Origin of the sequence: Roseibium sp. FZY0029 (assembly GCF_036350355.1) — a bacterium.
Lineage (GTDB): Bacteria > Pseudomonadota > Alphaproteobacteria > Rhizobiales > Stappiaceae > Roseibium.
Map to the genome: position 1 here is coordinate 32,790 of NZ_JAZDVZ010000014.1, position 22,865 is coordinate 55,654.

At 60.7% G+C, this 22,865-nt stretch carries 23 protein-coding genes and 1 pseudogene; 11 read left to right on the top strand and 13 right to left on the bottom strand.

Features of this window, described 5'->3' with window-relative positions; translation table 11 throughout:
• Positions 1 to 3 precede the first annotated feature (3 nt).
• Positions 4 to 1,269, top strand: a complete 1,266-nt coding sequence (locus tag V1T76_RS27885; RefSeq protein ID WP_330563938.1) for an RNA polymerase sigma factor — start codon at positions 4 to 6, stop codon at positions 1,267 to 1,269.
• A gap of 30 nt (positions 1,270 to 1,299) precedes the next feature.
• On the opposite strand, the gene V1T76_RS27890 is transcribed toward V1T76_RS27885, so the two are convergent.
• Together V1T76_RS27890 and V1T76_RS27895 are read right to left on the bottom strand one after the other, a co-directional pair.
• Entirely contained in the window at positions 1,300 to 1,797 is a 498-nt protein-coding gene (locus tag V1T76_RS27890) for an SRPBCC family protein (protein WP_330563939.1), read from the bottom strand.
• A complete protein-coding gene (locus tag V1T76_RS27895; RefSeq protein ID WP_330563940.1) occupies positions 1,794 to 2,153 on the bottom strand; it encodes an ArsR/SmtB family transcription factor in 360 nt (119 codons plus the stop codon). Before V1T76_RS27895 ends, V1T76_RS27890 begins: the two co-directional genes overlap by 4 nt.
• A gap of 174 nt (positions 2,154 to 2,327) precedes the next feature.
• Between V1T76_RS27895 and V1T76_RS27900 the strand changes: the two genes are divergently transcribed.
• From V1T76_RS27900 to V1T76_RS27935, 8 genes and pseudogenes are all read left to right on the top strand, one after another.
• The gene (locus V1T76_RS27900; protein ID WP_330563941.1) at positions 2,328 to 2,702 is read left to right on the top strand and encodes a VOC family protein; all 375 of its coding nucleotides are present in this window, start codon (positions 2,328 to 2,330) and stop codon (positions 2,700 to 2,702) included.
• 68 nt (positions 2,703 to 2,770) lie between these two features.
• Entirely contained in the window at positions 2,771 to 3,202 is a 432-nt protein-coding gene (locus tag V1T76_RS27905) for a hypothetical protein (RefSeq protein WP_330563942.1), read from the top strand.
• Positions 3,189 to 3,530, top strand: coding sequence for a TfoX/Sxy family protein (locus tag V1T76_RS27910; RefSeq protein ID WP_330563943.1), 342 nt, complete (start codon positions 3,189 to 3,191; stop codon positions 3,528 to 3,530). The genes V1T76_RS27905 and V1T76_RS27910 overlap by 14 nt, the downstream gene beginning before the upstream one ends.
• 136 nt (positions 3,531 to 3,666) lie before the next feature.
• Positions 3,667 to 3,951 carry a DUF2461 family protein gene (locus tag V1T76_RS27915; RefSeq protein WP_330563944.1) on the top strand — a complete coding sequence of 95 codons (285 nt, stop codon included), beginning with the start codon at positions 3,667 to 3,669 and terminating at the stop codon, positions 3,949 to 3,951.
• A gap of 320 nt (positions 3,952 to 4,271) precedes the next feature.
• The gene (locus tag V1T76_RS27920) at positions 4,272 to 4,691 is read left to right on the top strand and encodes a helix-turn-helix domain-containing protein (protein ID WP_330563945.1); all 420 of its coding nucleotides are present in this window, start codon (positions 4,272 to 4,274) and stop codon (positions 4,689 to 4,691) included.
• A complete protein-coding gene (locus V1T76_RS27925; RefSeq protein WP_330563946.1) occupies positions 4,688 to 5,548 on the top strand; it encodes an alpha/beta fold hydrolase in 861 nt (286 codons plus the stop codon). Before V1T76_RS27920 ends, V1T76_RS27925 begins: the two co-directional genes overlap by 4 nt.
• Before the next feature lie 213 nt (positions 5,549 to 5,761).
• On the top strand, positions 5,762 to 6,187 hold the full coding sequence (locus V1T76_RS27930) for a hypothetical protein (protein ID WP_330563947.1): 426 nt from the start codon (positions 5,762 to 5,764) through the stop codon (positions 6,185 to 6,187).
• 279 nt (positions 6,188 to 6,466) lie between these two features.
• Positions 6,467 to 7,233: pseudogene (locus tag V1T76_RS27935) on the top strand (IS6 family transposase).
• Between the two features lie 117 nt (positions 7,234 to 7,350).
• Here V1T76_RS27935 and V1T76_RS27940 read toward each other — a convergent pair.
• From V1T76_RS27940 to V1T76_RS27950, 3 genes are read right to left on the bottom strand one after another with little or no spacing between them, the layout of a single operon-like run.
• On the bottom strand, positions 7,351 to 9,546 hold the full coding sequence (locus V1T76_RS27940) for a xanthine dehydrogenase family protein molybdopterin-binding subunit (protein WP_330563948.1): 2,196 nt from the start codon (positions 9,544 to 9,546) through the stop codon (positions 7,351 to 7,353).
• A complete protein-coding gene (locus V1T76_RS27945; RefSeq protein WP_330563949.1) occupies positions 9,543 to 10,517 on the bottom strand; it encodes an FAD binding domain-containing protein in 975 nt (324 codons plus the stop codon). The genes V1T76_RS27940 and V1T76_RS27945 overlap by 4 nt, the downstream gene beginning before the upstream one ends.
• Positions 10,514 to 11,023, bottom strand: coding sequence for a 2Fe-2S iron-sulfur cluster-binding protein (locus V1T76_RS27950; protein ID WP_330563950.1), 510 nt, complete (start codon positions 11,021 to 11,023; stop codon positions 10,514 to 10,516). The genes V1T76_RS27945 and V1T76_RS27950 overlap by 4 nt, the downstream gene beginning before the upstream one ends.
• A 383-nt stretch (positions 11,024 to 11,406) precedes the next feature.
• On the opposite strand from V1T76_RS27950, the gene V1T76_RS27955 reads away from it, so the two are divergent.
• Entirely contained in the window at positions 11,407 to 12,468 is a 1,062-nt protein-coding gene (locus tag V1T76_RS27955) for an endonuclease/exonuclease/phosphatase family protein (protein ID WP_330563951.1), read from the top strand.
• Between the two features lie 75 nt (positions 12,469 to 12,543).
• Here V1T76_RS27955 and V1T76_RS27960 read toward each other — a convergent pair whose 3' ends face one another.
• The 8 genes from V1T76_RS27960 to V1T76_RS27995 all read right to left on the bottom strand — a co-directional run bounded on the left by V1T76_RS27960 (position 12,544) and on the right by V1T76_RS27995 (position 22,308).
• Positions 12,544 to 14,313, bottom strand: a complete 1,770-nt coding sequence (locus V1T76_RS27960; protein WP_330563952.1) for a BatD family protein — start codon at positions 14,311 to 14,313, stop codon at positions 12,544 to 12,546.
• Between the two features lie 14 nt (positions 14,314 to 14,327).
• Positions 14,328 to 16,562 (bottom strand): VWA domain-containing protein, encoded by a 2,235-nt coding sequence (locus tag V1T76_RS27965; protein WP_330563953.1) that lies wholly within the window; start codon positions 16,560 to 16,562, stop codon positions 14,328 to 14,330.
• Between the two features lies 1 nt (position 16,563).
• On the bottom strand, positions 16,564 to 17,583 hold the full coding sequence (locus V1T76_RS27970; RefSeq protein WP_330563954.1) for a vWA domain-containing protein: 1,020 nt from the start codon (positions 17,581 to 17,583) through the stop codon (positions 16,564 to 16,566).
• Positions 17,580 to 18,044, bottom strand: a complete 465-nt coding sequence (locus V1T76_RS27975) for a DUF4381 domain-containing protein (protein ID WP_148584051.1) — start codon at positions 18,042 to 18,044, stop codon at positions 17,580 to 17,582. The genes V1T76_RS27970 and V1T76_RS27975 overlap by 4 nt, the downstream gene beginning before the upstream one ends.
• Positions 18,041 to 18,961, bottom strand: a complete 921-nt coding sequence (locus V1T76_RS27980; RefSeq protein ID WP_330563955.1) for a DUF58 domain-containing protein — start codon at positions 18,959 to 18,961, stop codon at positions 18,041 to 18,043. The genes V1T76_RS27975 and V1T76_RS27980 overlap by 4 nt, the downstream gene beginning before the upstream one ends.
• A 17-nt stretch (positions 18,962 to 18,978) precedes the next feature.
• The gene (locus V1T76_RS27985; RefSeq protein WP_442970198.1) at positions 18,979 to 19,968 is read right to left on the bottom strand and encodes an AAA family ATPase; all 990 of its coding nucleotides are present in this window, start codon (positions 19,966 to 19,968) and stop codon (positions 18,979 to 18,981) included.
• A gap of 284 nt (positions 19,969 to 20,252) precedes the next feature.
• Positions 20,253 to 21,644, bottom strand: coding sequence for a sensor histidine kinase (locus tag V1T76_RS27990; protein ID WP_330563956.1), 1,392 nt, complete (start codon positions 21,642 to 21,644; stop codon positions 20,253 to 20,255).
• Positions 21,631 to 22,308, bottom strand: coding sequence for a response regulator transcription factor (locus V1T76_RS27995; RefSeq protein WP_330563957.1), 678 nt, complete (start codon positions 22,306 to 22,308; stop codon positions 21,631 to 21,633). The genes V1T76_RS27990 and V1T76_RS27995 overlap by 14 nt, the downstream gene beginning before the upstream one ends.
• A 270-nt stretch (positions 22,309 to 22,578) precedes the next feature.
• Between V1T76_RS27995 and V1T76_RS28000 the strand changes: the two genes are divergently transcribed.
• Entirely contained in the window at positions 22,579 to 22,851 is a 273-nt protein-coding gene (locus V1T76_RS28000) for a hypothetical protein (RefSeq protein ID WP_330563958.1), read from the top strand.
• Positions 22,852 to 22,865: the final 14 nt, after the last annotated feature.

Sequence of the window (22,865 nt, forward strand, 5' to 3'; positions counted from 1 at the left end):
GCCATGAAGCCTGGCCTGACCGAGGCGATTTTCGCTTACAGCCGACCGCGCGCACTCGCCGCACTTCTACGCTCGTTTCGCGATCTGGACATGGCCGAGGATCTGTTTCAACACGCCTGTCTCAGAGCGGCGGAGCGTTGGGCGGCAGACGGCACGCCGCGTGACCCGACCGCCTGGCTCATCCACGTGGCGCGCAACGCGGGCCTCGACCTCGTCCGCAAGGATCGACGGTTGTCTTTCGGGGATGTCGAGGCGGCGTCCGACGCGTCGGATCTGGCCGGAGACCCTCACGACGACGCTGCCGAGGCGCTAGATCGCGCCGAATACAAAGACGATGTCCTGCGCTTGATGTTCCTATGTTGCCATCCGGACCTGAAGAGACAGGAGCAACTCATCCTGGCGCTCAGGGTGATTGTCGGCCTGTCCGTGGGTGAAATCGCACGCGCTTTCGTTGTGACACCCGACACGATGCAGCGACGCATCTCGCGGGCAAAGACGCGTGCCGGCACTCTGGCGCGCGTGCTGGAAACGCCCGGCCTCACGGAACGGGCCGAGCGCCTGAACACCGTTCAGACGATGATCTACCTGCTATTCAACGAGGGCTATTCCGCAAGCCGTGGCGACGAGCAAATCCGGAATGCGCTGTGTGAGGAGGCGATCCGTCTGGCGCGCCTTCTGCTTTCTCTCTTTCCGGGGCAAGCAGAGACGATGGGGCTTCTGGCGCTAAGCTTGTTTCAACACGCCCGCAGCGCCGCGCGCATTGACGCAGAGGGCGGACTGGTGTCGCTGGAGGATCAGGACCGAACGCGCTGGGACCAGGCAATGATACAAGAAGGGCGTGTCCTGATCGAAAAGGCATTACGTCACGGGCGTCCGGGGCCGTTGCAGGTGCAGGCAGCGATTGCCGCTGTGCACTGCACGGCCAAACGCGCCGCAGATACTGACTGGGCCGAAATCGCGCGGCTTTATTTGGCGCTTGAAGCCATCGCACCAAGCCCGGTGGTCCGCCTAAACCGTGCCGTCGCTGTCTCCAGGGTGACGGGGCCTGCAGCCGCGCTGGATTTGCTGATGCCACTGGCCCACGACCTTGCCCGCTATCGACCGTACCACGCGGTGCGGGCGGCGCTTCTGGAGGAAACGGGCGCCTTGAAAGCGGCGATCAAAGCACTCGAAGCCGCGCTTGGCTGCTCGCCCACTAGCCAGGAGGCCGACTATCTGATCGCGAGGATCACGCTTCTCCGAGAAAAACTGGCCCCTTCGATTGCATGATGCGAAGCGAAGAGGCCTTCATTCGAGAAATCAGGCTGCGGCCAGTTCGGCCAGAAGTTCCGCCAGCAGCTCCATACCAACGCCCCAACCTTTGCCGATATTCTCCATAGCGTTTTCGAAACATGCGATCTCCGCGGCGCTCGCATCGTGCGGCGTCCATTCGAGGCGCATCTCGGTCTTGTCCGCCATCTCCTTGAAGGTGACCACCGTCAACAGGGTTTTGGGCCAGTCCGGCATCATAGGATTGGAGGCGATGTTCCAGTCATCATCGGCATTGGACATGATGCAGACCAGTTTTTCCGGTTCCTGAACCTCCGTGAACTCAGCCCTCTGATAGCTCGAATTCCCTCCCATCTTCATTTCGCTAAGCCACAGCCCACCTGGCACCACGTCGAGCTTATGGATCACTGTCTCGACATTCGGGCCATACCAGCGCGCGAGCAGTTTCGGGTCGCTCCAGGCTTTCCAGACCAGAGCCCGTGGCGCATTGAAGGTCCGTTCCAGAACGTAGGTTGGTAATGATCTCATTTTCCCTCTTCACCTTCTTTCATTGATTGCAGCAGTTCATCAAGCTGATCGAAGCTCGATGACCAGAATTGCCTGAAGGCTTCGAGCCATTTTACGGCCTCGGCCAAGGGTTCAGGATTGAGGTGCGAAGGCCTACGGGTCTTGTCGACTGCACGTTCGATCAGACCGGCCCGCTCCAGAACCTTCAGATGCTTCGATACCGCAGGCTGGCTGATCTCGAAGGGGGCCGCGAGTTCTTTCACCGTCGCGTCACCCGCAACGAGGCGCGTGAGTATGGCCCGGCGCGTTGGATCGGCAAGCGCCGCGAAGACCGCATCAAGGGTTTGGTTTGAACTTTCATAACCATTTTGTTTCATAACTGTTTGGTAATATTGTTTTGCCAGGCAGTCAACCGCTTTTTAAGCCAGGCCTGGACCTGCGCGGCGCAGAGAAATTCGGAGAGGGCTGTCCGTATTGCACCTCGCCAGACGTCCTTTGGCCAAGCGCTGAGAAAGCGGCGCTTGAAATCGCTAAAGACAAGGAGAATTGCGATGACCGATCCGAACACCGCACATGGCACGCCAAGCTGGATCGAACATTCCAGCACCGACACCGAAGCCGCGCGGAAATTCTATGAGGACGTGCTTGGCTGGTCCATCGGCGAAATGCCGATGAAGGATGGGTCCACCTATCCGATGATCATGGTCGGCGACAAACCGGTTGGCGGCTTCCCTCCCATGCCCGGCCAGGGCGGTTGGCTTCTCTACATTACCGTCGATGATGTCGATGCGCGGGTCGCTAAGGCAAAGTCCGCAGGCGCACAGGTTGTCCGCGAGGCAGTGACCGCACCGGGCGTCGGCCGTATGGCGGCCATATCAGATCCGTTCGGCGCGCAGATCGCCTTCATCGACTACAGCGAGGCATAAAGAGCCAGCCGCCGACCAGCGACTGGGGTCATCGGCCGGCGGCTCGCGTATACAAAGGGACAAAGACCATGCGGGCCCATATTCTGTCTGTCGTCGCCTATTTCATCGTCACCTTCGGGGTTCAGGCTGCGAACCATTTTGTCATCAACACTGCGCATTATGCGCGCGAGAAAATCATTGCGCCCGAGCCCGTTCTTTGGGGCGGCCTCGCGGTGATTGTGATTCAGGGCGTGATCCTGACTTTCCTGTATTCGCGTCTGCGGTCCCGCTTCGCCGGCCCGACAGGCGGTCTCGCCTTCTCCCTTGTGATGGGCGCATTCCTGGCGAGTTACATCGCACTTACCGAACCCTCGAAATACCTCATCTCGTCCAAGCTGGAATGGGCGCTTGTCGAGGCTGGTGCCTCCACCCTCCAGTTCGCCATTTTTGGAGTGGCTCTTGGACTGATTCATGCGACGTTTGGAACACCGGCCGTGGAGGGAACAGATGGCAGTCGATGAAGGCTTGAACGAAGTCTATCGCAGCGCGCTCGTCGGCGTGCCCGGCGTGACTGAGAAGAAGATGATGGGCGGTGTTTGTTTCATGGTGCACGGCAACATGCTGGGCGGCGCGCATCGCGAAAAGGATGGAACCGGCTATTTCATGTTCCGTGTCGGCAAAGAGAACGCTGTGGCTGCCGAAAAAATCGGCGGTGGCGAAGTCATGAAACAGGGTGGCCGCGTCATGAGCGGGCTCTATTTCGTCGAGGCCGACGATTGTTCCGACATGTTGTTCGAAGACTGGAAATTACTGGCGCTTAGCCATGCGCTTTCACTGCCAGCAAAGTGAGGACTGATGCTTAGCCAAGAGACCACCTGTTTTCCTCGCCGATCTGAAAGATCACAATGATCGCGATTGGTTTCGGTCGCAAAAGCAGTGCAACGAAACCCATGTATAGACGGCGTCGAAAACGTTCGCCGCTTCTTTGGAGGGGCAGCTGTCAGATCGCTATGATGTCAGCGTCACCGCGAAACTCTATCGCATCAATCGCGATCTGTGTTTCTCCAAGGACAAGACGCCCTACAACACACACATCCATATATCGTTTCCCGATCCCGCAGCAAAGGCGGCATGGATGATCGGCCTCGAAACGGATCGGCTGGTGCTCGGCGATGGCGCCTTCGCCTTCGACCCAAATCGGCTTGCGCAAGGTCGCGAGCAGGTCTCGGGCCGGCAGGGGAGCGATTGCAGGGCGGTCTTGAAGAATTAGAGGTTCGGCTGGAGCCGCCCGAGCTGAAGCAAACCCCTGCACCCTGTGCGGCCGATCATCCGGCCTCTGACCTTCTGCGGTGCAAAGTATTTGCCGTATGGCTGCTGGACATGCCGACCGAAGCGGCATTTGGCGAAGACGCGACGGCGCGACGGCTTGAAAGGCTCGCGACGCTTGATCCGGTCCGAAGCTGGTTCGTCGATGAGCTAGGCTAGCCTTGGCGCAAGCCGCTCGTTCCGCTCTTGCGAGAGCGCAGAGACTCCTCAAAACTCCATAATGTTCCCATTGACTGCGCAATATAGGGAATGATATGGTAGTTTATGACCCAAAACCTCCTCACTGTGGATCAGGCGGCAACCCGGCTCGGCGTTCATCGCAAGACCGCCCTTCGCTACATCCATGAAGGGCGGCTGAAGGCGACACGCGTCGGCAAAGCCTACCGGATCTTGCCAGCGGATCTCGACTCGTTTGCCGGATTGCCTGTTGCAGGGCCGAAACCGTCGGGCGTGCGGGTGACGAGCATCGTCGAGATGCCCGAACTCTCCGTGCATGACTCTAGCCGCATCGTCACGGCGCTTCAGGCTTTGCTGACAAGCCGGACTGGCCATGCGGAATCCGTGCATCTGCAAACCGCTTATGATGTCGAGGAGCGGCAGCTCAAGCTTGTTTTGATCGGCGACCCGGGAGCGGTCAGCTCGTTCATGGCATTTCTCGCAACGCTGTTGGAGGGGCGAGGATGAACACGCTTTACCGCACGGGGACGGCGCAGGAGGAAATCGAGATGGCCTATCGGGCCTTGCTCGAAGATTGGCCAATTGAAAACCACAAAGGATCGGTATCGACCCGGTATGGCGACACCTTTGTCATCTCGTCCGGACGGGAGACTTCCCCGTCCCTGCTTCTGCTGCATGGATCGATGGCCAATTCCGCATCCTGGATGCGCGATATCCCGGACTATGCGCGCCACTATCGCTGCCATGCGATCGATATGATCGGTGAGCCGGGGCTTTCAGCGCCGGCACGTCCCGCATTCGGCTCCGACGCCTATGCGCTTTGGCTCGATGATGTCCTGGCAGCGCTGGGGGTCAACCGAACCGCTATCGTCGGCCTTTCGCTCGGCGGTTGGCTAGCGCTCGACTACGCCATCCGGCGGCCCGGTCGGGTGAGTACCATGGCGCTGCTCGCGCCGGGTGGTGTCGGGCGTCAGCGGAACATCTTGCTGCGCGCGCTCCCGCTCATGCTCCTCGGACGTTTCGGTAAGAACCGGCTGAAAACGATGATCACCGGTCCAAGGCCCAAGGATCTCTCGGCATCCGGCCGTGCCTTCTTCGCGATGATGGACCTCATCCAGAATCAGTTCCGGCCACGGCGCTACTTGACGCGCTTCAGTGACAATCAGTTGCGGACGCTCGACATGTCGATCCTGGCCATTCTTGGCGGCCGCGACGTGATGATTGATTCCGAGGAAACGCGGGCACGGCTCGAAACGAATGTGCCGACCGCGCAGATAGATTTCCGACCCGACGGACGGCACTTCATGCCCGACACCGTAAGGGGGGTGCTTGCATTCCTTTCGACCGATGAGGCCCCGGAATGATGGAAAAACGCAATGCTTCACGAAGTGTCGTTTGCCGATTCCGATACGCGCAACCAGGAAAGTCGGCGACGTGTTGAAATATGCGCCCGCCAATCAGAAGGTCAAAAGTAACTATCTATAGTATATTTTATGGTCTATGAACTTCTATTGGCACGACTATACTTAGAACCGAACCACTTCTGCAAATCATTTCTTGATTCCAGAGAACTCTTATTGCCACTAGAAACAAAAGCAGCCCAGGTGTACATGACCGAAACCATAGCACAGATTGCTGGCCCCTATCTGATCTTGACGGGGATCGGATTTCTTCTCAGCTCTGATTTCTATCTGAAGATGATCCTCGACCAGACCAAGACCGATCGCGTTACCGTTAATCTGTCAGGCGCGACGCATTTCATTGTCGGGATGGTCGCTCTCGTCCACCATTTCCGATGGTCGTCCGCATTCGAAAGCGCAGTCACCATGGTAGGGGTCGCCGCCGTTTTGAAAGGTGCCGGATTGATCGCTATTCCCGAGGCAATGATGAAATCGCCGTCAATGAAAAAATCGGGTGTTGCTCTCTCGGCTGCCGGGTTTCTTGCGGCCGGGATCTATCTCAGTGTAATGGGTTTTAGGCTCTACGCCGTCAGCGTTCACTAAACCGATTGAGGGATTTAGTTAGAGGAGGATTTTGGTAGATCGTGGGAGGAGCGAAGATGGGTCAAAAATCCGTGCCTGAAGGATCGGCGGAAGAGACCGCTAAGACATCCGTCGCGCGACGCGCAGGTGCCACGACAGATGAGAAGATCCGCAGGCATTGCCTCGCGTGAGGCGCGTGTATCGCGACGAAAGGGAGAATAGGTACCGGCGTGAGCGCTCCGTTGCAAATTTTTGTCCTTGGTGTGAGAAGCGGCTTTTGCAGAGCAGGTTGTTGATTTCATGAATGCATTCAAGGGCCGTCCTTTCACAGGCGAAGTCGTATTGTGGGCGGTTCGTTGGTATTGCCGTCACGGGATCAGTTACCGGGATCTTTAACAGATGATGGCTGAGCGCGGTGTGCGGGTTGATCATGCCACGATCTACCGGTGGGTCCAGACCTATGCGCCTGAAACGGAAAAACGGTTGCGCTGGCAATGGCGCCGGCCGGTCTCTCGCTGTTGGCGTGTTGATGAGACGTACATCAAGGTCCGAGGAAAATGGACCTATCTCTACCGGGCCGTGGACAAGTTCGGCAACACCATCGATTTCTATCTCCCGACCACCCGCAACACCAGGGCGGCGAAGCGGTTCCTGGGCAAAGCCTTTAGGGGCTGAAAGACTGGGAAAAGCCCTATGCGATCAATACCGATAAGGCTCCCACCTATGGCGTGGCCATTTCCGAGCTGAAGGCGGAGGGCAAATGCCCACAGAACACTGAGCATCGCGAGGTCAAATATCTGAACAACGTCGTTGAGGTCGATCACGGCAAGCTGAAACAGCTGATCCGGCCAGTGCGCGGGGTCAAAACCTTGAAGTCTGCCTATGCGACCATCAAAGGATTTGAAGTGATGCGTGCTCTGCGCAAGGGGCAGGCCGGCATCTTCTACTTCACAAATGACATTCTCGGCGAGGCTCGCATTGTCGAACGAGCGTTCGGCATCGGTCCCTGTGCTCTGGCTGAAGCGATGACCATTCTCGAAAACCACCTTCAAGATGCTGAAGCTTGAACTGGATTGCCGGAATAGGCCGAAATCTGTCAGGACGCAAAGTTTGCAACAGAGCCCAATGACTGGCTCCACGGCGAGCCCATCTGGAATGGGGTCGCTGGGAGAACGAGTGCTGGACTAGGTGTTTCCGGCCAGCACCTTGTCGAGGGTCGCCGGATAGTCGCGCACCCGCACGCCTGTGGCGTTGTAGATTGCATTCGTGACGGCAGCCGCCGCACCGCAGATCCCGAGCTCACCGAGGCCCTTGGCCTGCAGCGGGTTCGCCCAGTCGTCGCGCTCGTCGAGCAGGATGACGTCTATCTGAGGCACATCGGCATTCACCGCAACGTGGTACTCCGCGAGATCGTGATTGACGATCTGGCCGTAACGCGGATCGTGCACCAGATCCTCGGTCAGCGCCATTCCGATGCCCCAGACCATCCCGCCAATGCACTGGGAGCGCGCTGTCTTGGCATTGAGGATGCGGCCTGCCGCGAAGGCCCCGGTCATCCGCCGCACGCGTGTTTCGCCAGTGACCGAGTTGACCGCCACTTCGGCAAAATAAGCGCCGTAGGTTGCCTGACGCACCTTTTTCTGGGCCTCGCCCGGCTTGACATGGCCCTTCGCCTCGAAGTTCTGGCCATCGAGAACCTTCGTGAGCGGCGTCGAGCGGTTGCCGGCAATCGCCATTCCATCCTTGAGGGTAAGATCGGTCTCCGTGCAGCCGACGGCGTCCGCGATGCGTTCTCGGATCTCCTCACAGGCGAGAAACACGGAGGTGCCGCTTGACGCAGCGCCAAAGGAGCCGCCTGAACCGGAGGCCGGCGGATACTCGGTGTCGCCAAGCCGCACGGTGACATTTTCAGGCGGGAGACCAAGCATCTCGGCCGCGATCTGCGTCAGCACGGCGTAGGTGCCGGTGCCAATATCAGTCATGTCGGTCTCGACTTCGGCTGTGCCGTCTGCCTTCAGGGTGACACGCGCTTCGGATTCAATCAGCAGGTTGACGCGGAATGCCGATGACATGCCCATGCCAATCTGCCATTCGCCGTCCCGAACTGCACCCGGCTTGGCGTTTCGCTTGTCCCAGCCAAATGCCTTTGCCCCCTCATCGAGCGCCTCGGCGAGCTTGTGAGAAGAAAACCGGATATTCTGCGAGGGAACTTCGTCTGGGATGTTGATCCTGCGCAATTCAACCGGATCGATACCGACCTTTTCTGCAAGCTCGTCCATGGCGTTCTCAAATGCGGTCACGCCAACGGCCTCGCCCGGCGCTCGGACCGAACCGGCACAGGTGCGGTTGAGCCGGGCGACGGAGTTGCCGATAACCCGGTTCTCGCCGCGATAGAGGAAGGGGGTCGCCTGCGTTACCGGCTCGGTGAAACCCTCATCGAACAGGCTCGAGACCAGCGCCTCATGGCCGATGCCGGTGAGCTTGCCGTCGGCACCGGCGGCGAGTCGGATGCGCTGGCGCGTCTCGGAGCGGCGCATGGTTGTCTCGAAGACCTGCTGCCGGGTCATGGACACCGAGACCGGACGGCCGAGTTCCTTCGCCGCGAGCGCCGCGGCAATCGCTTCCGGTGCGATGCCGAGCTTGGAGCCGAAGCCGCCGCCGACATAGGGCGACAAGATCCGCACGTTCTTCGGGTCGATACCGAGGCTGTCGGCCAGTTCATTACGGTTGAACTTCAGCATCTGGTAGCTGCCGTGCAGCGTCAGACTGTCGCCATCCCATTCGGCGATCGAGGCGTGCGGCTCCATCGATGCACTCGAATGAGCAGGCGTCGTGTAAACGGCGTCGATGCTGTGGGCGGCATCGCGCATCGCCGTGTCGAGATCCCCCGTCGAGGACTGCTTGTCTTCAGGCACCTCCGGTTCCACTGCGTTGGGATCAATGGCGAAATCCTCGTCGCGCTCGATCTCGAGTTTCAGCGCCTGTGCACCGTGGCGGGCCTGCTCGAATGTCTCGGCAACGACGAGCGCTACTGGCTGGCCGAAATAAACGATGTCCTCACTGCCCTGAACGGGGGCCTCGTTCGCCATGCCCTGCGCGGGGTTGCGCAGCATCTTCTCGCCGCTGACCACCGCGAGCACACCGGGCAACGCCTTAACTGCCTCATCGGAAATCGCCTTCAGCCGCCCCTTGGTGACCGGTGCACGCACCAGCACACCGTGGCAGAGATCGGCGCTTTGCCATTCTGCCGCATAAGGCGCCGTCCCGGTGACCTTGAGCGGCCCGTCGGGACGGTCGAACGGAGTGCCGAGTGTCCCCTGCACCATGTCGTCAAGCCTGCGCCTGGTATCGGCTTCGTCCATCGTGAGGTGGCGGGTCATCGTGTTGCTTCCTTCAGTACGGATATCAGCACCCGGCGCGCGAGGGGTATCTTGAAGTCGTTGCTGCCCTGGGGCTTGGCGTCTTTGAGCAAAATATCGGCGGCGGCATCGAATGCTGCCTCGGACACCGGCTTGCCGACGAGCGCCGTCTCGAGGGCCGCATCTCGCCAAGGCTTGTGGGCGAGCCCGCCAAAGGCGAGATCGGCTCGTGCAATCTTTTCGTCCTTAACGTCAACCACCGCAGCGATCGAGACCAGAGCGAAGGCATAGGAGGCGCGGTCGCGCACCTTGCGGTAGATCTGCCGGCCTTGCACCGGGGCCGGTAAAACAACGCCGGTGATCAGGTCGCCCGGCTCCAGCACGGTTTCCTTCTCCGGTGTGTCTCCCGGCAGCAGGTGGAACTTGTCGAGTGAAACAGTGCGGTCGTTGCCGGCCCTGTCCGTGATCTCGACCTTCGCGCCGAGCGCCAGCATGGCCACCGCCATGTCGCTCGGATGTGTGGCGATGCATTTTTCGCTGGCCCCGAGGATCGCGTGAATCCGGTTGAAGCCACCGATCGCGGCGCAGCCCGACCCCGGCTCGCGCTTGTTGCAGGGCATTGCCGTGTCATAAAAATAGTAGCAACGGGTCCGTTGCAGCAGATTGCCGCCGGTCGTCGCCTTGTTGCGCAGTTGGCCGCTCGCACCGGAAAGCAATGCCTTGGCCAGCACCGGCCACCTGGTGCGCACCCTCATGTCGGCGGCAAGGTCGCTGTTGGTCACCAGCGCGCCGACCCTCAGGCCGCCGTCGTCGGTCTCCTCGATAGCCTTCAGGTCGAGCCGGGTGATGTCGACGAGACGTTCCGGTGTCATCACCTCGAGCTTCATCAGGTCGAGAAGATTGGTGCCGCCGGCGATGATGGCTGCTCCCTGCTGCGCGGCGGACGCGACGTCTGACAGGGTGCGCGCGCGCTGATAGTCGAAAGGTCTCATTCCTTGCCACCTCGTGCGACTTCGCGTATCGCGTCCACGATGTTGGGATAGGCGGAGCAACGGCACAGATTGCCGCTCATGCGCTCGGAAATTTCGGCGTCGGTCAGGTCGGGCGTCGAGGCCATATCCTCGGTGACGTGGCTTGGCCAACCGGCCTTCGCCTCCTTCAGCATGGCTGTCGCGGAGCAAATCTGGCCCGGTGTGCAGTAGCCGCACTGGAAGCCATCGTGCGCGACGAACGCGGCCTGCAGCGGATTAAGGTCGTCTGGAGTGCCGAGACCCTCAATCGTCGTGATCTCGTCGCCGTCATGCATACAGGCGAGCGTCAGACAGGAATTGATCCGCCTGCCATTGACGATCACCGTGCAAGCACCGCACTGGCCGTGGTCGCAACCCTTCTTGGTGCCGGTCAGGCCGATGTGATGACGCAGCACATCGAGCAGCGTCGTGCGGCTGTCCAGGTCCAGCACGTGTTTGTCGCCGTTGATCTTGAGTTCGGTTTGCATGGAATGTTTTGCCTCGCGCATGTGAAATTGACGGCAGAGGCACTGCCCCTCCTGAATTAACAGCGCGGTTGGAAAGAGGTTCCATGCGGACAGCCGATTGGGCAGATGTCCCCTGTCGTCTTGCCCATACGTTCCCTTGGTAAGGCCCTGTCGAAACTTGGCGCTGGCGGTCCCTCGACTTCGATGGCGTTGCAGTTTTCTTTGGCGTGCCACCGGCCTTTCCTGGCCTTCGAAAATGGTCCATCGAGGCTCTGCAAAGTATGAGTTTTCAGAAGCGAGCCATTGCTATTCAAGACTTCCGCTTGTAGCGAAATCCGGCCTGTTCGGGAAATGTTGCGGGCGCAAACTTGCCGGGAACAATGCGGGTGCTTAACTTTGTCCGCATGCGTATCCTCCTGTCGCTGTTCCTCTGCGTTGCGGTGGTCGGCCTTTCTGTCGTGACGTTTCTCGCGCTGTGGCCGACCAACTTGTGGTGGGTACGGATGACCGATTTCCCACGCCTTCAATACGGAATAGGCCTCTGCGCGGCTGTGATAGCGATCGTCCTCGCGCGGCGTATGCTCGGTCGGCCATGGCTGGCGCTTGCTGCTCTGGCCCTCGCCGCGCTGATCTTCAACGCGGTCAAGCTGATCCCCTACATATTCCCTGAAGATCGGCACACAGCTGCCGCTTGTGATCCGGAGCGGCAATTCAAGGTAATGGTCGCAAACGTGAAGCTGGAGAACCATCGTGCTGATGAGCTTCTGCGGATCGTCCGGGACCGCGATCCGGACCTGCTGCTCGCCCTTGAGACAACGGAATGGTGGGATCGCCAGCTCTCCGCACTTGAGGATGAAATGCCCCATGCAGCTTCTCGCATCACCGGCAGTCATTTCGGCATGCACCTTTTGTCCCGGCTGCCGCTGGAGGATACAGAGATTCTTTCGCCTGCGGGACAGGACACGCCGGTAATCAGGTCCAACATAAGCCTCCCCACGGGTGATGAGGTCCGCTTCTACGGCATCCACCCCCGCCCGCCGCACCCGGGGCAATCATCGGTCGGAAGGGATGCACTGCTCATGTGGGCGGCGCTGCAAACCGCCGAGACCGATGGTCCGGTCGTCCTCGCGGGCGACCTGAACGCAGTGCCATGGGAGCGGACGGTCTCACGGCTGCAGCGGATCGGCGGCCTTATCGATCCGCGCCGGATTTTCGGATTCCAGGCCACCTACGATGCACATTCCTGGTGGATGGCCTGGCCGCTCGATCAGGTCCTGCACACCCAGGACCTGTCTGTCACATCAATGGTGGTGCTGCCTGACTTCGGCTCTGACCATTATCCGGTCGAGGTCTCGTTCTGCTATCTCCCGACCGAAATGTCGCCACCTGAGCCCCGCCCAGACGACCTTGACCGGGCCCGAGACATTATCGCGGCCGCCACGCGCGCTGTCTTGCCCACCCAATGATCCCCGCAGACACCTGACGCCAACTGCCAGCCATGACAGGCTGGCAGTTGGCCCTTTCCTGGCCGCAAGCTTGCCTCAAGCAGGATAAAGCGACGGCAATTGCGTCGACGACAGGTCCTTTTGCGCAGAACCGATCTTGCGGTCTTCCTTTACAAGGATGTTGAGCCAGTCGCGGCTCCGGCCGCCGGCGGTTTCGGACGCGGGTGCAAAGGCTGCTTGCTCCAGAGCTGCAATGGCATCTCTTGCGGCAGCGGTCATCGCCGGCTGGCCACCGGCCAGTCGGCGCCAGGCCAGAACGCAGCCGTAGCATCCGCGCAGATCACCGGCTTTTTCCTTGGTAGATGCAAGGGCCAGTTGCTTGCGGCGCTCGGATTGTCCGTCCGCCTGGGTCTGCTTCCGCGGTGTCGCTGGTGCGGGCTTGCGGCCATTTTCGGCAGGTCTTCCAGTTCTCCGGAAATAGACAGCGGCCCCGCCAAGTGCGGCAAGAACCGCGGCAGCACCCAGTCCGGCCAGCAGATAGATGCGCTGATTTCCAGCGTCCGACTGCTGAAGCTGCGGCGCTGCATTCGCAGTTGGTGCTGCCTCTGGCGAGACGGCGGCCGACTGGCCGGCCTGCGGCACCGTTCCTTCCGCAGTGATGACTTCGCTCGGCAAGGTGACGGTCTTTGCTTCGCCGCTGACACTGTCGGTCCAGTTCACCTTGATCTCCGGGAGCGTTATCTTGCCGCCCCGTGTTGGCACGACCGACAGAAGAAAGTCCTTTCTGGCGACCGTGCCTTCAGCCGTCTGATCCTCGCTCGTCTGGACGTCATCCAGATAGATCCGTGCGCCATCCGTGTTTTCGAACGAGAGGTCCGGAAGCTGAACGGCGCTCGCGCCGAGAGCCAGAAGGCTGACGCGCCGGCTTACCGCCTCCCCTTCCCGGAAGACCGGATGCGCGGGCGACCATTCGGCGGTCAGTCGGACATCCTTTGCCGGCAGGAACCACTGATGCTGTCCCGAACCTGCATTGGGGTCCGCCCGCACTGTCAGCTTGATCGGATCAGAGCGAACAGCAAACGGTTTGCCCGGATCGAACATGTCGTTGAACATGGACGATGGGAACCCGGAAAAGCCCTTGAAACCGAAGCCCGCGAAGGGATCGCGCCGCCGCGCATTGGGGTCCTCGACGGAGCCGCGCAGGACGAAGGGCGGGATTTCGATTGCGCCCTCCTCCTGGGGCTTGAGCATATAGGTACGCTCGATCACGTTGACCGTGCGTCCGCCCCGCGTGGCCTGGCTTACCCGGTCCTCTCCGCGCTGAACGAGGTCGAAGGCGCTGGAATGCGGTGCGATCAGTTCAGCGCTCTTTATGGGTTGGCTGGTCTCGATACGGACGGTCAGAGGCGTTTCCTGGAAAAGAAACGGTTCGCCGTCTTCAAGTGTCGCCGAAAGACCGATCCCGGATGCGCCCGTTGCCTTCGGCATGGAACCGGCGTCGACCACCTTGATGGCGACAGGAGAACTGCTCAGGCTTCCCGCGCTGATCGACGGAATTTCGACAGTACCCTTCGTTTTCGGCGACAGCGACACGATCCAGCTCACGCTTTGCGAGCGTTTGCCATTGATGATCTGCGTCGAACTGGATTGCGATGTGCCGAGGATATCGAAATCCTTCTGCAGCGGTGCGAGATCCGGGCTGGCGTTTACCTGGCCGTCGGCGGTCAGGGTCAGCTGGATCGCGTCCCCTTCGGCCACCGTGCCACTGTTCACGTGGGCGGCCAGTCCGCCGGCCCAGGCTGGGACGGCAAGCGCGATGGAAAGAACAGCGGCGCTGACGGTGGTTTTAAGCGTATTGAATGTCATGGTCCTGTTTCCTCTCAGTTGGCGCCAGACCGAAGCTGGACATAGTGTTGGCGGATGCGGGCGCGCAGCAGGCCGGACGGATCGTCAGGGACTTTGCGCAACTGTTGCTCGACCGCCTGATCGACCACAGGAGCAGCGCCCGGAACGGAGGCCTCCACCGGCTCGCCGCTGGTGACCTCGCCATTGCCGTCCAGCATGCTGGAAAGCAATTTCGACAGAGGGTTTTCACTCTCCTTGCCGGCTTCGCCGGTATCGCTTCCAGAAGCGCTTGCCTGCTGACGAGCCTTGGCAGCTTCCTGTGCGGCGCGGTCTTCCTGGGCAAGGCCCTCGGAGCCGGCCTGGTCTTGCTGAGCGGCCTGCTCGCTGCCGTTTTCCTGGCCCTGCGGCCGGGTTCCGGAAGCTTCCTGCGTCTGCTCTTCACCAGCACCTGCCTTTGTTTCGTCAGCCTTTGCAGCGGAGCGTTCCTCTTCGCCGGCCTGGGGAGACTGGCCGTCTTGCTTGTCGTCGGAGGAGGCAGAAGCTTCGGCAGATGCCTGGTCTTCCGCTTGCTCGCCTTGCGACGCGCTTTGCTGGCCAGCTTCTTCAGGCGAAGCGGTCTCCTGTCCCGACTGAGAGGCGGACTGCTGCTGATCACCAGATTGCTGCTGCGCACCGGACTGCTGCTGTTCGCCGGATTGGCCGGACTGCTCGCCGTCCTGTTTCTGCGAGCCCTCGGAGGCCTGCTGCTGCTCGCCGGACTGGCCATCAGCGTTTTGCTGATCCTGCTGGCCCTGCGAACCGGACTGCTGTTGCTGCTGATCCTTGTTGTCGCCCTGGCCGGACTGCTGCTGTTGCTGCTGGTTCTTCTCCTTCTCTTGTTCTTCCTGCTTTTTCTGTTCGTCGAGCAGCTTCTGGACCAGATCGCGATTGTACTTTGCGTCTGCATCCTGCGGATTGGCAGCCAGCGCCTGATCGTAGGCTCCAAGTGCGTCTTCAAGCTGCCCGGACTTGGCAAGCGCGTTGCCGCGGTTGTAGGCGTTGGCGGAAAAATCCTGTGCCGCCGCTGCATAGTCGCCTGCCCGGTAGGCGGCACTGCCGCGCCAGGAAGATGTCTCGAACTGGCGGGACGCCGTGTCGTAGTCGCCGGACGCGAAGGCTTTCTGTCCCTGCTGGTCGGAGGTCGACCAGAGATCCTGCCAGGTTCCTGCGTGAGCAGGCTGGGGCGCAATTCCGGGGACCAGGCCCAGGCATGCAACCAGTCCGATGCTGAATACGAGCCCGCGGCGGAACGCGAAGGGCAGCAGCAGCACGGGCAGGATCAGGAGCCAGTAGCCCATGTCGACCCAGCTGTCGGCCTGGAAATCCTCTGCCTTGCCAGCGGTTTCGATCCGTTCGGCCTTCGGCAGGATGCGGTTAAGGTCTGCGCTGTTGGCCGTCACGCTGGCATAGGTCCCACCACCGGACCGGGCAACCTGGCCAAGCCCTTCGGTATCCAGGGACGTCGTCAGCTTTTCACCAGAGCGTCTGGTGATAGCCTGACCGTCCGCGGTCTGCAGCGTGGCGCCCTCTTCGGTGCCGATACCCAGAACGGAGACGGTGTAACCGGCCTTGCGCGCTTCGCTGGCTGCCTTGGCGGTTGCGGCCGTATCGCCCGCGTTATCTGCGATCAGAACAATCTCGCCACGTCCCGCATCAGCTCTCTCCAGCACGGAGACCGCCTCGGAAATGGCAAGGTCCGGCCGGTTGCCGAGAACCGGCATCAGTTTGGTGGAAAGTTCGGGGATCATCTGCGAAATCACCTTCTTGTCACTGGTCAGGGGAGCTGCGACGAAGGGAATATCCGAATAGATGACCAGTGCGCGCTCGTCCCCTTCGGTCCGGGCGAGAATATCGCGCAGCTTGTGCACCGCGCGCCGCAGGCGGCTCGGCGACAGGTCGTCGGAATTCATGGATTGCGCCAGACTGAGGACTGCGACCACCGGCTCACCGCCGGTGAAGGAGGGAACCTCGGCCTTCTGCCAGGTCGGCCCGGCCAGCGCTGTCACCAGAACGACAATCGCGGCGGCTGCCAATGCCGGCAGGACACGCGATGCGCGGGCGGTGGCCCCGCTGATCGCCAGATGCCGCAGCAGATGGGCGTCCACGTATTTGCCCCAGTTGCCGCCTGTGGCGCTTTTGCGGGATCGCAGGACGAGCCAGAAGAGAAGGCCCGCCGGGACCAGTGCCCAGAACCATTCCGGGCGCAGGAAGTGGAACAGATCGTTTTCCATGTCAGGCTTCCTTGTGTACGGGGCGTTGCGTGATGAGGGCCGGAACCGTCGCGAACAGCGCGGCAAGCGCCGTCAGGAGCAGGGCCAGACCGGCCGGCCAGAAATACAGGGCGACTTCAGGGCGCACATGCACCGGGTCGGCACCGATCGGCTCCAGCTTGTCTATTGACCGGTAGACCTGTGCCAGACCGTTGACGTCGGTTGCCCGGAAGTATTCCCCGCCGGTCAGTTCGGCGATCTTGCGCAAGGTGCCTTCATCGAGGTCCGCGGACGGATTGACCATCTGGCGGCCCATCGGGGTGTTGACTGCCATCGGACCTGCGCCGACGCCGATGGTATAGATCCGGATCCCCAGTTTCGCGGCAAGTTCGGCCGCCTGGATCGGGTCCATCTTGCCTTCGTTGTTCGCACCGTCTGTCAAGAGAACGAGAACACGTCCTTCCGCCGGCCTGTCTTTCAGGCGCTTCAGGGAAACCGCGATGGCGTCGCCGATAGCCGTTTTCTGGCCTGTCAGACCGACTTCCGCCTGATCGAGCAGATCACGGACCGCCTGACGGTCAAAGGTCAGAGGCGCTTGCAGATAGGCGCGGTTCGAGAAAAGCACGAGGCCAACCCGGTCGCCTTTCCGGCGTTCGATGAACGCGTCGGCTGCATCCTTGACGACGCCAAGGCGGGTGGTCGGCTTGCCGCCGACAGCGAAATCCTGTTCGGCCATGGAACCGGAGAGGTCGATGGCCATCATGATGTCACGGCCTTCGACGGGAAGCGGAACTTCGGGACCGACATAGGCCGGCCGGGCCACTGCCGTGACCATCAGCAACCAGACAAGCGAGGCAGCAGCAAGCTTCCACCAGGATGTTGTGATCCGGTCGGCACGGCTTCCCAGATCCCGCGACAGGCTGGCAAAGAACGGCACCTTCAGCGCGCCGCCCAGCCCCTTGTCAGCGGGTTTGAGAAAATAGCGCAGCACAAAGGGCAGCGGCAGCAGAAGAAAGGCCAAAGGCCAGAGAAAGGTAATCATCCGTTCCTCCTGATCCAGGTGGCGGTTTCGGCGCGTAGCGCCTCCGGTTCAAAATTCTGGTTGGCCGGCGGGCCGTAGGGACCGGTGGCCAGAAGCGCCGCGGTATCGCGGTCCATGCCGTGTTTGCCTTCCATCAGGAACGCGCTCCACGCCTCGCCGGTCAGCACGTCGGCACCGGCCGAGCGGCGACGGGCAACACGCCGGAGCAGGGACGAGATCTGCGTGAGGAATTCGTCTTCCCTCTCCGATTTGATCGCCTCAAGTTCGCGAAGCGCAAGGAAACGTGCGCTGCGGCGGCGGAGCCAGGTCCAGACGACAGCGGCCACGACGAGCGCGCAGACGAGGGCGAGCAGTGCCCACCAGCCTGGCGCGACCGGCCACCAGCCAACAGGCTCCGGCAGGTGGATGTCGCGAAGCTGGTCCAACTGGGCCAGCATCTGCGGAGAGAGATCTGTGCTCATGCTGCCATACTCCGGTTGAGATGCGGGTGGAGGATCCAGGACGGATCGTCAGGGGTCTGCAGGAAGTGGCAGACCATGCCGTGATGACGGCTGACCAGTTCCAGCCGCTCTCTTCGGGCTTCGAACTGCTGTGCGTAGTGCTCGAGCTTCCGCCCGCCGAGAGCCGAAATGGCCAGCGCATGTTCGCCATCGGTGATACGCCCACCGCGCGGCGGCAGCGCCGCATCGAAGGGATCGCTGACCTGGATGTTGGTGACATGGGCATTCACCGCCAGATGCCGCAGCTCTGTCTCCGCGTCGTCGCCGAAATCGGAGAAATCGCTGATGACGAAGGCAAGCGTTCCGGGGCGGTTCCGGTGACGCAGGCGGCGCAGGGCATGTGCCAGCGTCACCTCCGTTCCCAGGGCGCGCTCCGGCCGCGTTTCTTCCGCAAGAGCTTCCAGATATCCGAGCACTGAGCGCCGGGTTCTGGAGGCACGAAAGTCCCGCAGGCCTTCCCGCGTCATGACAAGTCCACCGACACGGTCGCCGCCGTCATGCCCGGTCCAGGCCATCATGGCAGCCACTTCCGCTGCCAGGTTTGCCTTGAAACGGTTTCTGGTGCCGAACTGCATCATTGCGCGCATGTCGGTCAGAATGACGATGGGCCTCTCGCGCTCTTCCTGAAAGAGCTTGGTGTGAGCCTGGCCCGTGCGGGCCGTCACGCGCCAGTCGATGGATTTGACGTCGTCGCCGGGCTGATAGATACGGCTTTCGGCGAATTCCATGCCGCGTCCGCGGAAAACGGAGCGGTTGGCGCCCCACTGGTGGGTCGCAACGCGACCCGAGGGCGCAAACCCTGTGAGGCCGCGCTGCGGGCGCACCCTCACCAGTTCGGGCAGGGTCGCGACGATACCTTTGAGTTCATGGTCTGTCATGACGGTCCCCCGTGTGTTCAAGCAACCGGAACCCTGTCGATCAGGGCGTCGATGAAACCGTCCGCTGTCTTGCCTTCCGCTTCTGCCTCGAAGCTGAGGATGATGCGGTGGCGCAGCACGTCATGCAGGACGGCCTGCACGTCGGACGGGGTGGCGAAATCCGCGCCGTTCATCCAGGCATGGACCCGCGCACAGCGGTCCAGGGCGATGGTCGAACGGGGCGAGGCGCCGTAGGAGATCTGATGGGCAAGGTCGTCGCCATACATCTGCGGACGGCGGGTCGCCTGGATCAGCTGAATGATGTAGTCCGTGAGCGCATCCGAGACGTGGGTTTTCAAGGCCGCCTGTCTGGCGTCGAAGATCTCCTTCTGGGACACCTGGAAGGTGGGCTTCACGTTTTCGGCCATGGCTTCGCCACGTACGATCCGCAGCACCTCGCGTTCGGCGTCTGCTGACGGATAGTCGATCTTGACGTGCAGCATGAAGCGGTCGAGCTGGGCTTCCGGCAGCGGATAGGTGCCTTCCTGTTCGATCGGGTTCTGGGTTGCCATCACCATGAAAAGATCCGGCAGACGATACGTCGCTCCAGCGACGGTCACCTGACGCTCGGCCATGGCTTCGAGCAGGGCCGACTGCACCTTGGCCGGTGCACGGTTGATCTCGTCCGCGAGGATCAGGTTGTGAAACAGGGGGCCGGAATGAAACTCGAAGGTTCCTTTTTCGGGCCGATAGACTTCCGTCCCGGTCAAATCGCTGGGGAGCAGGTCCGGCGTGAACTGGACACGGCAGGGCTCGCCTTCGATAAGTTCGGCCAAGGTGTTGACGGCCTTTGTCTTGGCAAGGCCCGGCGCTCCTTCGAGCAGAATGTGCCCGTCGCCGAACAAACCCAGAAGCAGCCTGTCGACGAACTGCTCCTGGCCGACGATCCGCTGGTTCATATGATCGCGGAGCGCGTCGACAAGCGCGTTGTTCGGGCGGGCGGCGGTGTGAAGTGCATTGCTGGTCATCAGAGTCCCTCGCAATCGGGCCCGGCATCGTGCCGAGGCGCCGCGGTTTCAGGTTCAAAGCTTCAGTGAAAACGAGAACCAGCCTGCGGGTGGCTGCAAGGCCTCCATTCGCCTTGCTTAGGGGCACTGGTGGGCCGTGCAATCAGGGAGATCGCTGAAAAGGAATCAGACTTCTCAGTCCGACCGACCTAAATGGTTCTCGCTTTCAAGGTTCACTTCCCGAAGTCCATGAACTGCGAAAACCCTAAGCGGCGGAGTTTGAGGCAGCTTGCGGCGTTCTTTAATTATTTTTGAAGTTGGCGTTTGGGGAACGAGACGGTGACCTGCAGCCCCGGATGATCGGCAGAGTCGGGGTCTGTCTTCGACAGCGCTATGGCAGCCTCGTGATGGTCGGCAACGGCTTTGACAAGGGCAAGGCCAAGACCGCTGCCCGGCTTGCTGCGGGCGCTGTCGATCCGTTTGAACAGGTCGAAGACTTCATGCCGCTGCCCGTCGGGAATACCCTCGCCCGTGTCCTCCACGACGAGATCAAGCCTGTCGGGCCGGTTCTCGAGACGCACTCGGACCGAAATGCCGGGGCCGCCATGCACGATTGCGTTTCCCACAAGGTTGGCGAGCATCTGCTGCACCATGTTCTTGTCGCACAGAAGCTGGCAATCGCCGGCTTCCCCGGGCAGAAACGCGAGTGTCTGACCGTTCTCCTGTGCCAGTGGCGTGAAGAACTCGACCGTATTCTCGATGAGACTGCCGAGGTCGTTCATCTGCATATCCTTGCGCGGTGAGCCCGCGCGGATCCGGGTGATCCGGAGAATAGTATCGATGATGTCGTTGAGCGACCCCGTCTCGGTGAGTGCCCGTTCGACTTGAGGCTGCCCATTGCCGCCGGCCTCGATTTCATCCAGAGCATCGTTCAGCACGAGGCCGACACGAGCAAGCGGGGTTTTCAGGTCGTGCGCGATGGCAGTGGTTGTCGCGCGCATGCTGTCCATCAGGCCGGAGAGCGCGTCGAGGTTGGCGTTGATCTGGATGGAGATCCGGTCGATCTGGTCCTTCCTGTCAACGATCGGAACGCGCGCTTCGGACTCTCCCTTCGCCACGCGTGCGAGAACGCCCTCGATCGACCGAAGTTTTGCGAAACTCTCACGGCTCGCTGCCAGACCCAGAACCAGCGTTCCGAAGGTCAGCAACACCGTCATGACGACGAGGCCCGCAATCATGTGGGCCCGCGTCTCGTCGACACCCTTGAGGCTTCGGCCGACAACAAGCGTTGCATCGTTGAACTTCTGGACCGACAGCACGAAATGGCCTGCGCTCCCTTTCGCGGAGACAGATTGCAGCTTGGTGTCGCGGAGACCGATGAATTCCGGCATGGCAAGGTCAGCCCCCGCCAGATTGACGCCCTTTTCATCGAACACAGCAGAGACCCGTTCCTGACTGTTGACGAGGTCGCTCAAGGTGCCGATTGCCTTCACCAGGCCCTTGCGCCCTTCCGAGGAATAGATGTCGCTCAGTAGGACCGCTTCCTCCAGGGTCTGCTGCTCCGTGGCATCGCGCAGGGCCTGAGTTGCAGACCATATGAACAGCGTTCCGCCCAGGCACATGAGAACCAGAACACCTACCGCGACCTTGGCGGAGGTCCGAAAGGAGCTGCCCGACAGGAGGTCAGTGAGGCGCACGGATCCGGTATCCCATGTTGCGAACGGTGTGGATCAAGGGTGTATCGAATGGCTTGTCGATCTTCTGGCGCAGCTTGCTGATGTGGGTTTCAACGACGGTCGTTCCCGGATCGAAGGAAAAATCCCAGATGCTCTCCAGGATCATCGTCCTGCTAACGACCCGGCCCTCTGCCTCCATGAGAAGTTCGAGCAGGGCAAATTCCTTGTTCTGCAGATCGATGACCTGCCCCTGGCGCACCGCGATCCGCTTGAGCAGGTCCAGCTTGAGATCGTGACACGTGAGTTCGGTCTTGTGGTTGTTCTGCTTGGGACGCCGCGACAACGCATGAATGCGGGCAAGAAGTTCTGAAAAGTGAAACGGTTTGACGATGTAGTCGTCACCGCCCGCCATCAGGCCCTCGACCTTGTCTTCGACATCGGAAACCGCCGTCAGAAAGATAACCGGTAGGGAGCTGTTGGAGGCCCTGAGCGCCTTGACGAGCGAAAGCCCGTCAAGCCCGGGCATCATCCTGTCGATGATGGCAACGTCGCAGGTATTGTAAAGGCAATAGGTCAGCGCTTCGCGGCCGTCGCTCACCCAATCGACCGAAAATCCCTGTTCGAGCAGACCTTTGCGGACGTATTCCGCCATTGTCTCGTCATCTTCCGCAACAAGGATTTTCATATTTCAGACCCTTCGACAGGCATTCTCTTTCCGTTTCCTGAGATACAATTTCCCCTGGAACCATGGAAGCAATGCACAAAGGTAATCAAACGGCAGGTTTGTCTATTGCTAACCCCTCACGGCTGTTTAGTAAATTGGGGCGACAGCTACCGAATAGCGCATAGGTTCGGAGACGCCTTCTGATATGTACCCGTCAATTTCCTTCTGTTTGAGTTAGTGGTTTCCGCGATTTTCTTTGAAGAAGACTTTTTCGATCTGCAGAGCCGGAAAATGGCTAAATCAGCAAAAGAGCAACTTGTCTTGCTGGATCAGGCTGCACTGGAAAGTGAGCAAGGTCGCAAATTAATTTATACGAAAATCGCTGACCTCTACCCAGTGCCTGAAAGCCCGTTTTTTGACAGGTGCGTGCTGTTCCGCGATTTCGATCATCTCACCTCATGCGGTGAAAAGATTGTGGCGGAATGGATCGTCGCAAATGAAATGCTCAACGCTTTGAGCGTGAAGAAGGCCGACGTTCCGAAGGGGCTTGAAGCAGGGTCATAAATGACCCTGCACAC

Coding starts and splice junctions, on each gene's coding strand:
- V1T76_RS27980 (WP_330563955.1), bottom strand. CDS start 18,961: ATGACAGACCATGAACTCAAAGGTATCGTCGCGACCCTGCCCGAACTG.
- V1T76_RS27970 (WP_330563954.1), bottom strand. CDS start 17,583: ATGATTACCTTTCTCTGGCCTTTGGCCTTTCTTCTGCTGCCGCTGCCC.
- V1T76_RS27965 (WP_330563953.1), bottom strand. CDS start 16,562: ATGGAAAACGATCTGTTCCACTTCCTGCGCCCGGAATGGTTCTGGGCA.
- V1T76_RS27900 (WP_330563941.1), top strand. CDS start 2,328: ATGACCGATCCGAACACCGCACATGGCACGCCAAGCTGGATCGAACAT.
- V1T76_RS27960 (WP_330563952.1), bottom strand. CDS start 14,313: ATGACATTCAATACGCTTAAAACCACCGTCAGCGCCGCTGTTCTTTCC.
- V1T76_RS27885 (WP_330563938.1), top strand. CDS start 4: ATGAAGCCTGGCCTGACCGAGGCGATTTTCGCTTACAGCCGACCGCGC.
- V1T76_RS27890 (WP_330563939.1), bottom strand. CDS start 1,797: ATGAGATCATTACCAACCTACGTTCTGGAACGGACCTTCAATGCGCCA.
- V1T76_RS27910 (WP_330563943.1), top strand. CDS start 3,189: ATGGCAGTCGATGAAGGCTTGAACGAAGTCTATCGCAGCGCGCTCGTC.
- V1T76_RS27945 (WP_330563949.1), bottom strand. CDS start 10,517: ATGAGACCTTTCGACTATCAGCGCGCGCGCACCCTGTCAGACGTCGCG.
- V1T76_RS27905 (WP_330563942.1), top strand. CDS start 2,771: ATGCGGGCCCATATTCTGTCTGTCGTCGCCTATTTCATCGTCACCTTC.
- V1T76_RS27995 (WP_330563957.1), bottom strand. CDS start 22,308: ATGAAAATCCTTGTTGCGGAAGATGACGAGACAATGGCGGAATACGTC.
- V1T76_RS27975 (WP_148584051.1), bottom strand. CDS start 18,044: ATGAGCACAGATCTCTCTCCGCAGATGCTGGCCCAGTTGGACCAGCTT.
- V1T76_RS27955 (WP_330563951.1), top strand. CDS start 11,407: ATGCGTATCCTCCTGTCGCTGTTCCTCTGCGTTGCGGTGGTCGGCCTT.
- V1T76_RS27940 (WP_330563948.1), bottom strand. CDS start 9,546: ATGACCCGCCACCTCACGATGGACGAAGCCGATACCAGGCGCAGGCTT.
- V1T76_RS28000 (WP_330563958.1), top strand. CDS start 22,579: ATGGCTAAATCAGCAAAAGAGCAACTTGTCTTGCTGGATCAGGCTGCA.
- V1T76_RS27985 (WP_442970198.1), bottom strand. CDS start 19,968: ATGACCAGCAATGCACTTCACACCGCCGCCCGCCCGAACAACGCGCTT.
- V1T76_RS27920 (WP_330563945.1), top strand. CDS start 4,272: ATGACCCAAAACCTCCTCACTGTGGATCAGGCGGCAACCCGGCTCGGC.
- V1T76_RS27925 (WP_330563946.1), top strand. CDS start 4,688: ATGAACACGCTTTACCGCACGGGGACGGCGCAGGAGGAAATCGAGATG.
- V1T76_RS27950 (WP_330563950.1), bottom strand. CDS start 11,023: ATGCAAACCGAACTCAAGATCAACGGCGACAAACACGTGCTGGACCTG.
- V1T76_RS27895 (WP_330563940.1), bottom strand. CDS start 2,153: ATGAAACAAAATGGTTATGAAAGTTCAAACCAAACCCTTGATGCGGTC.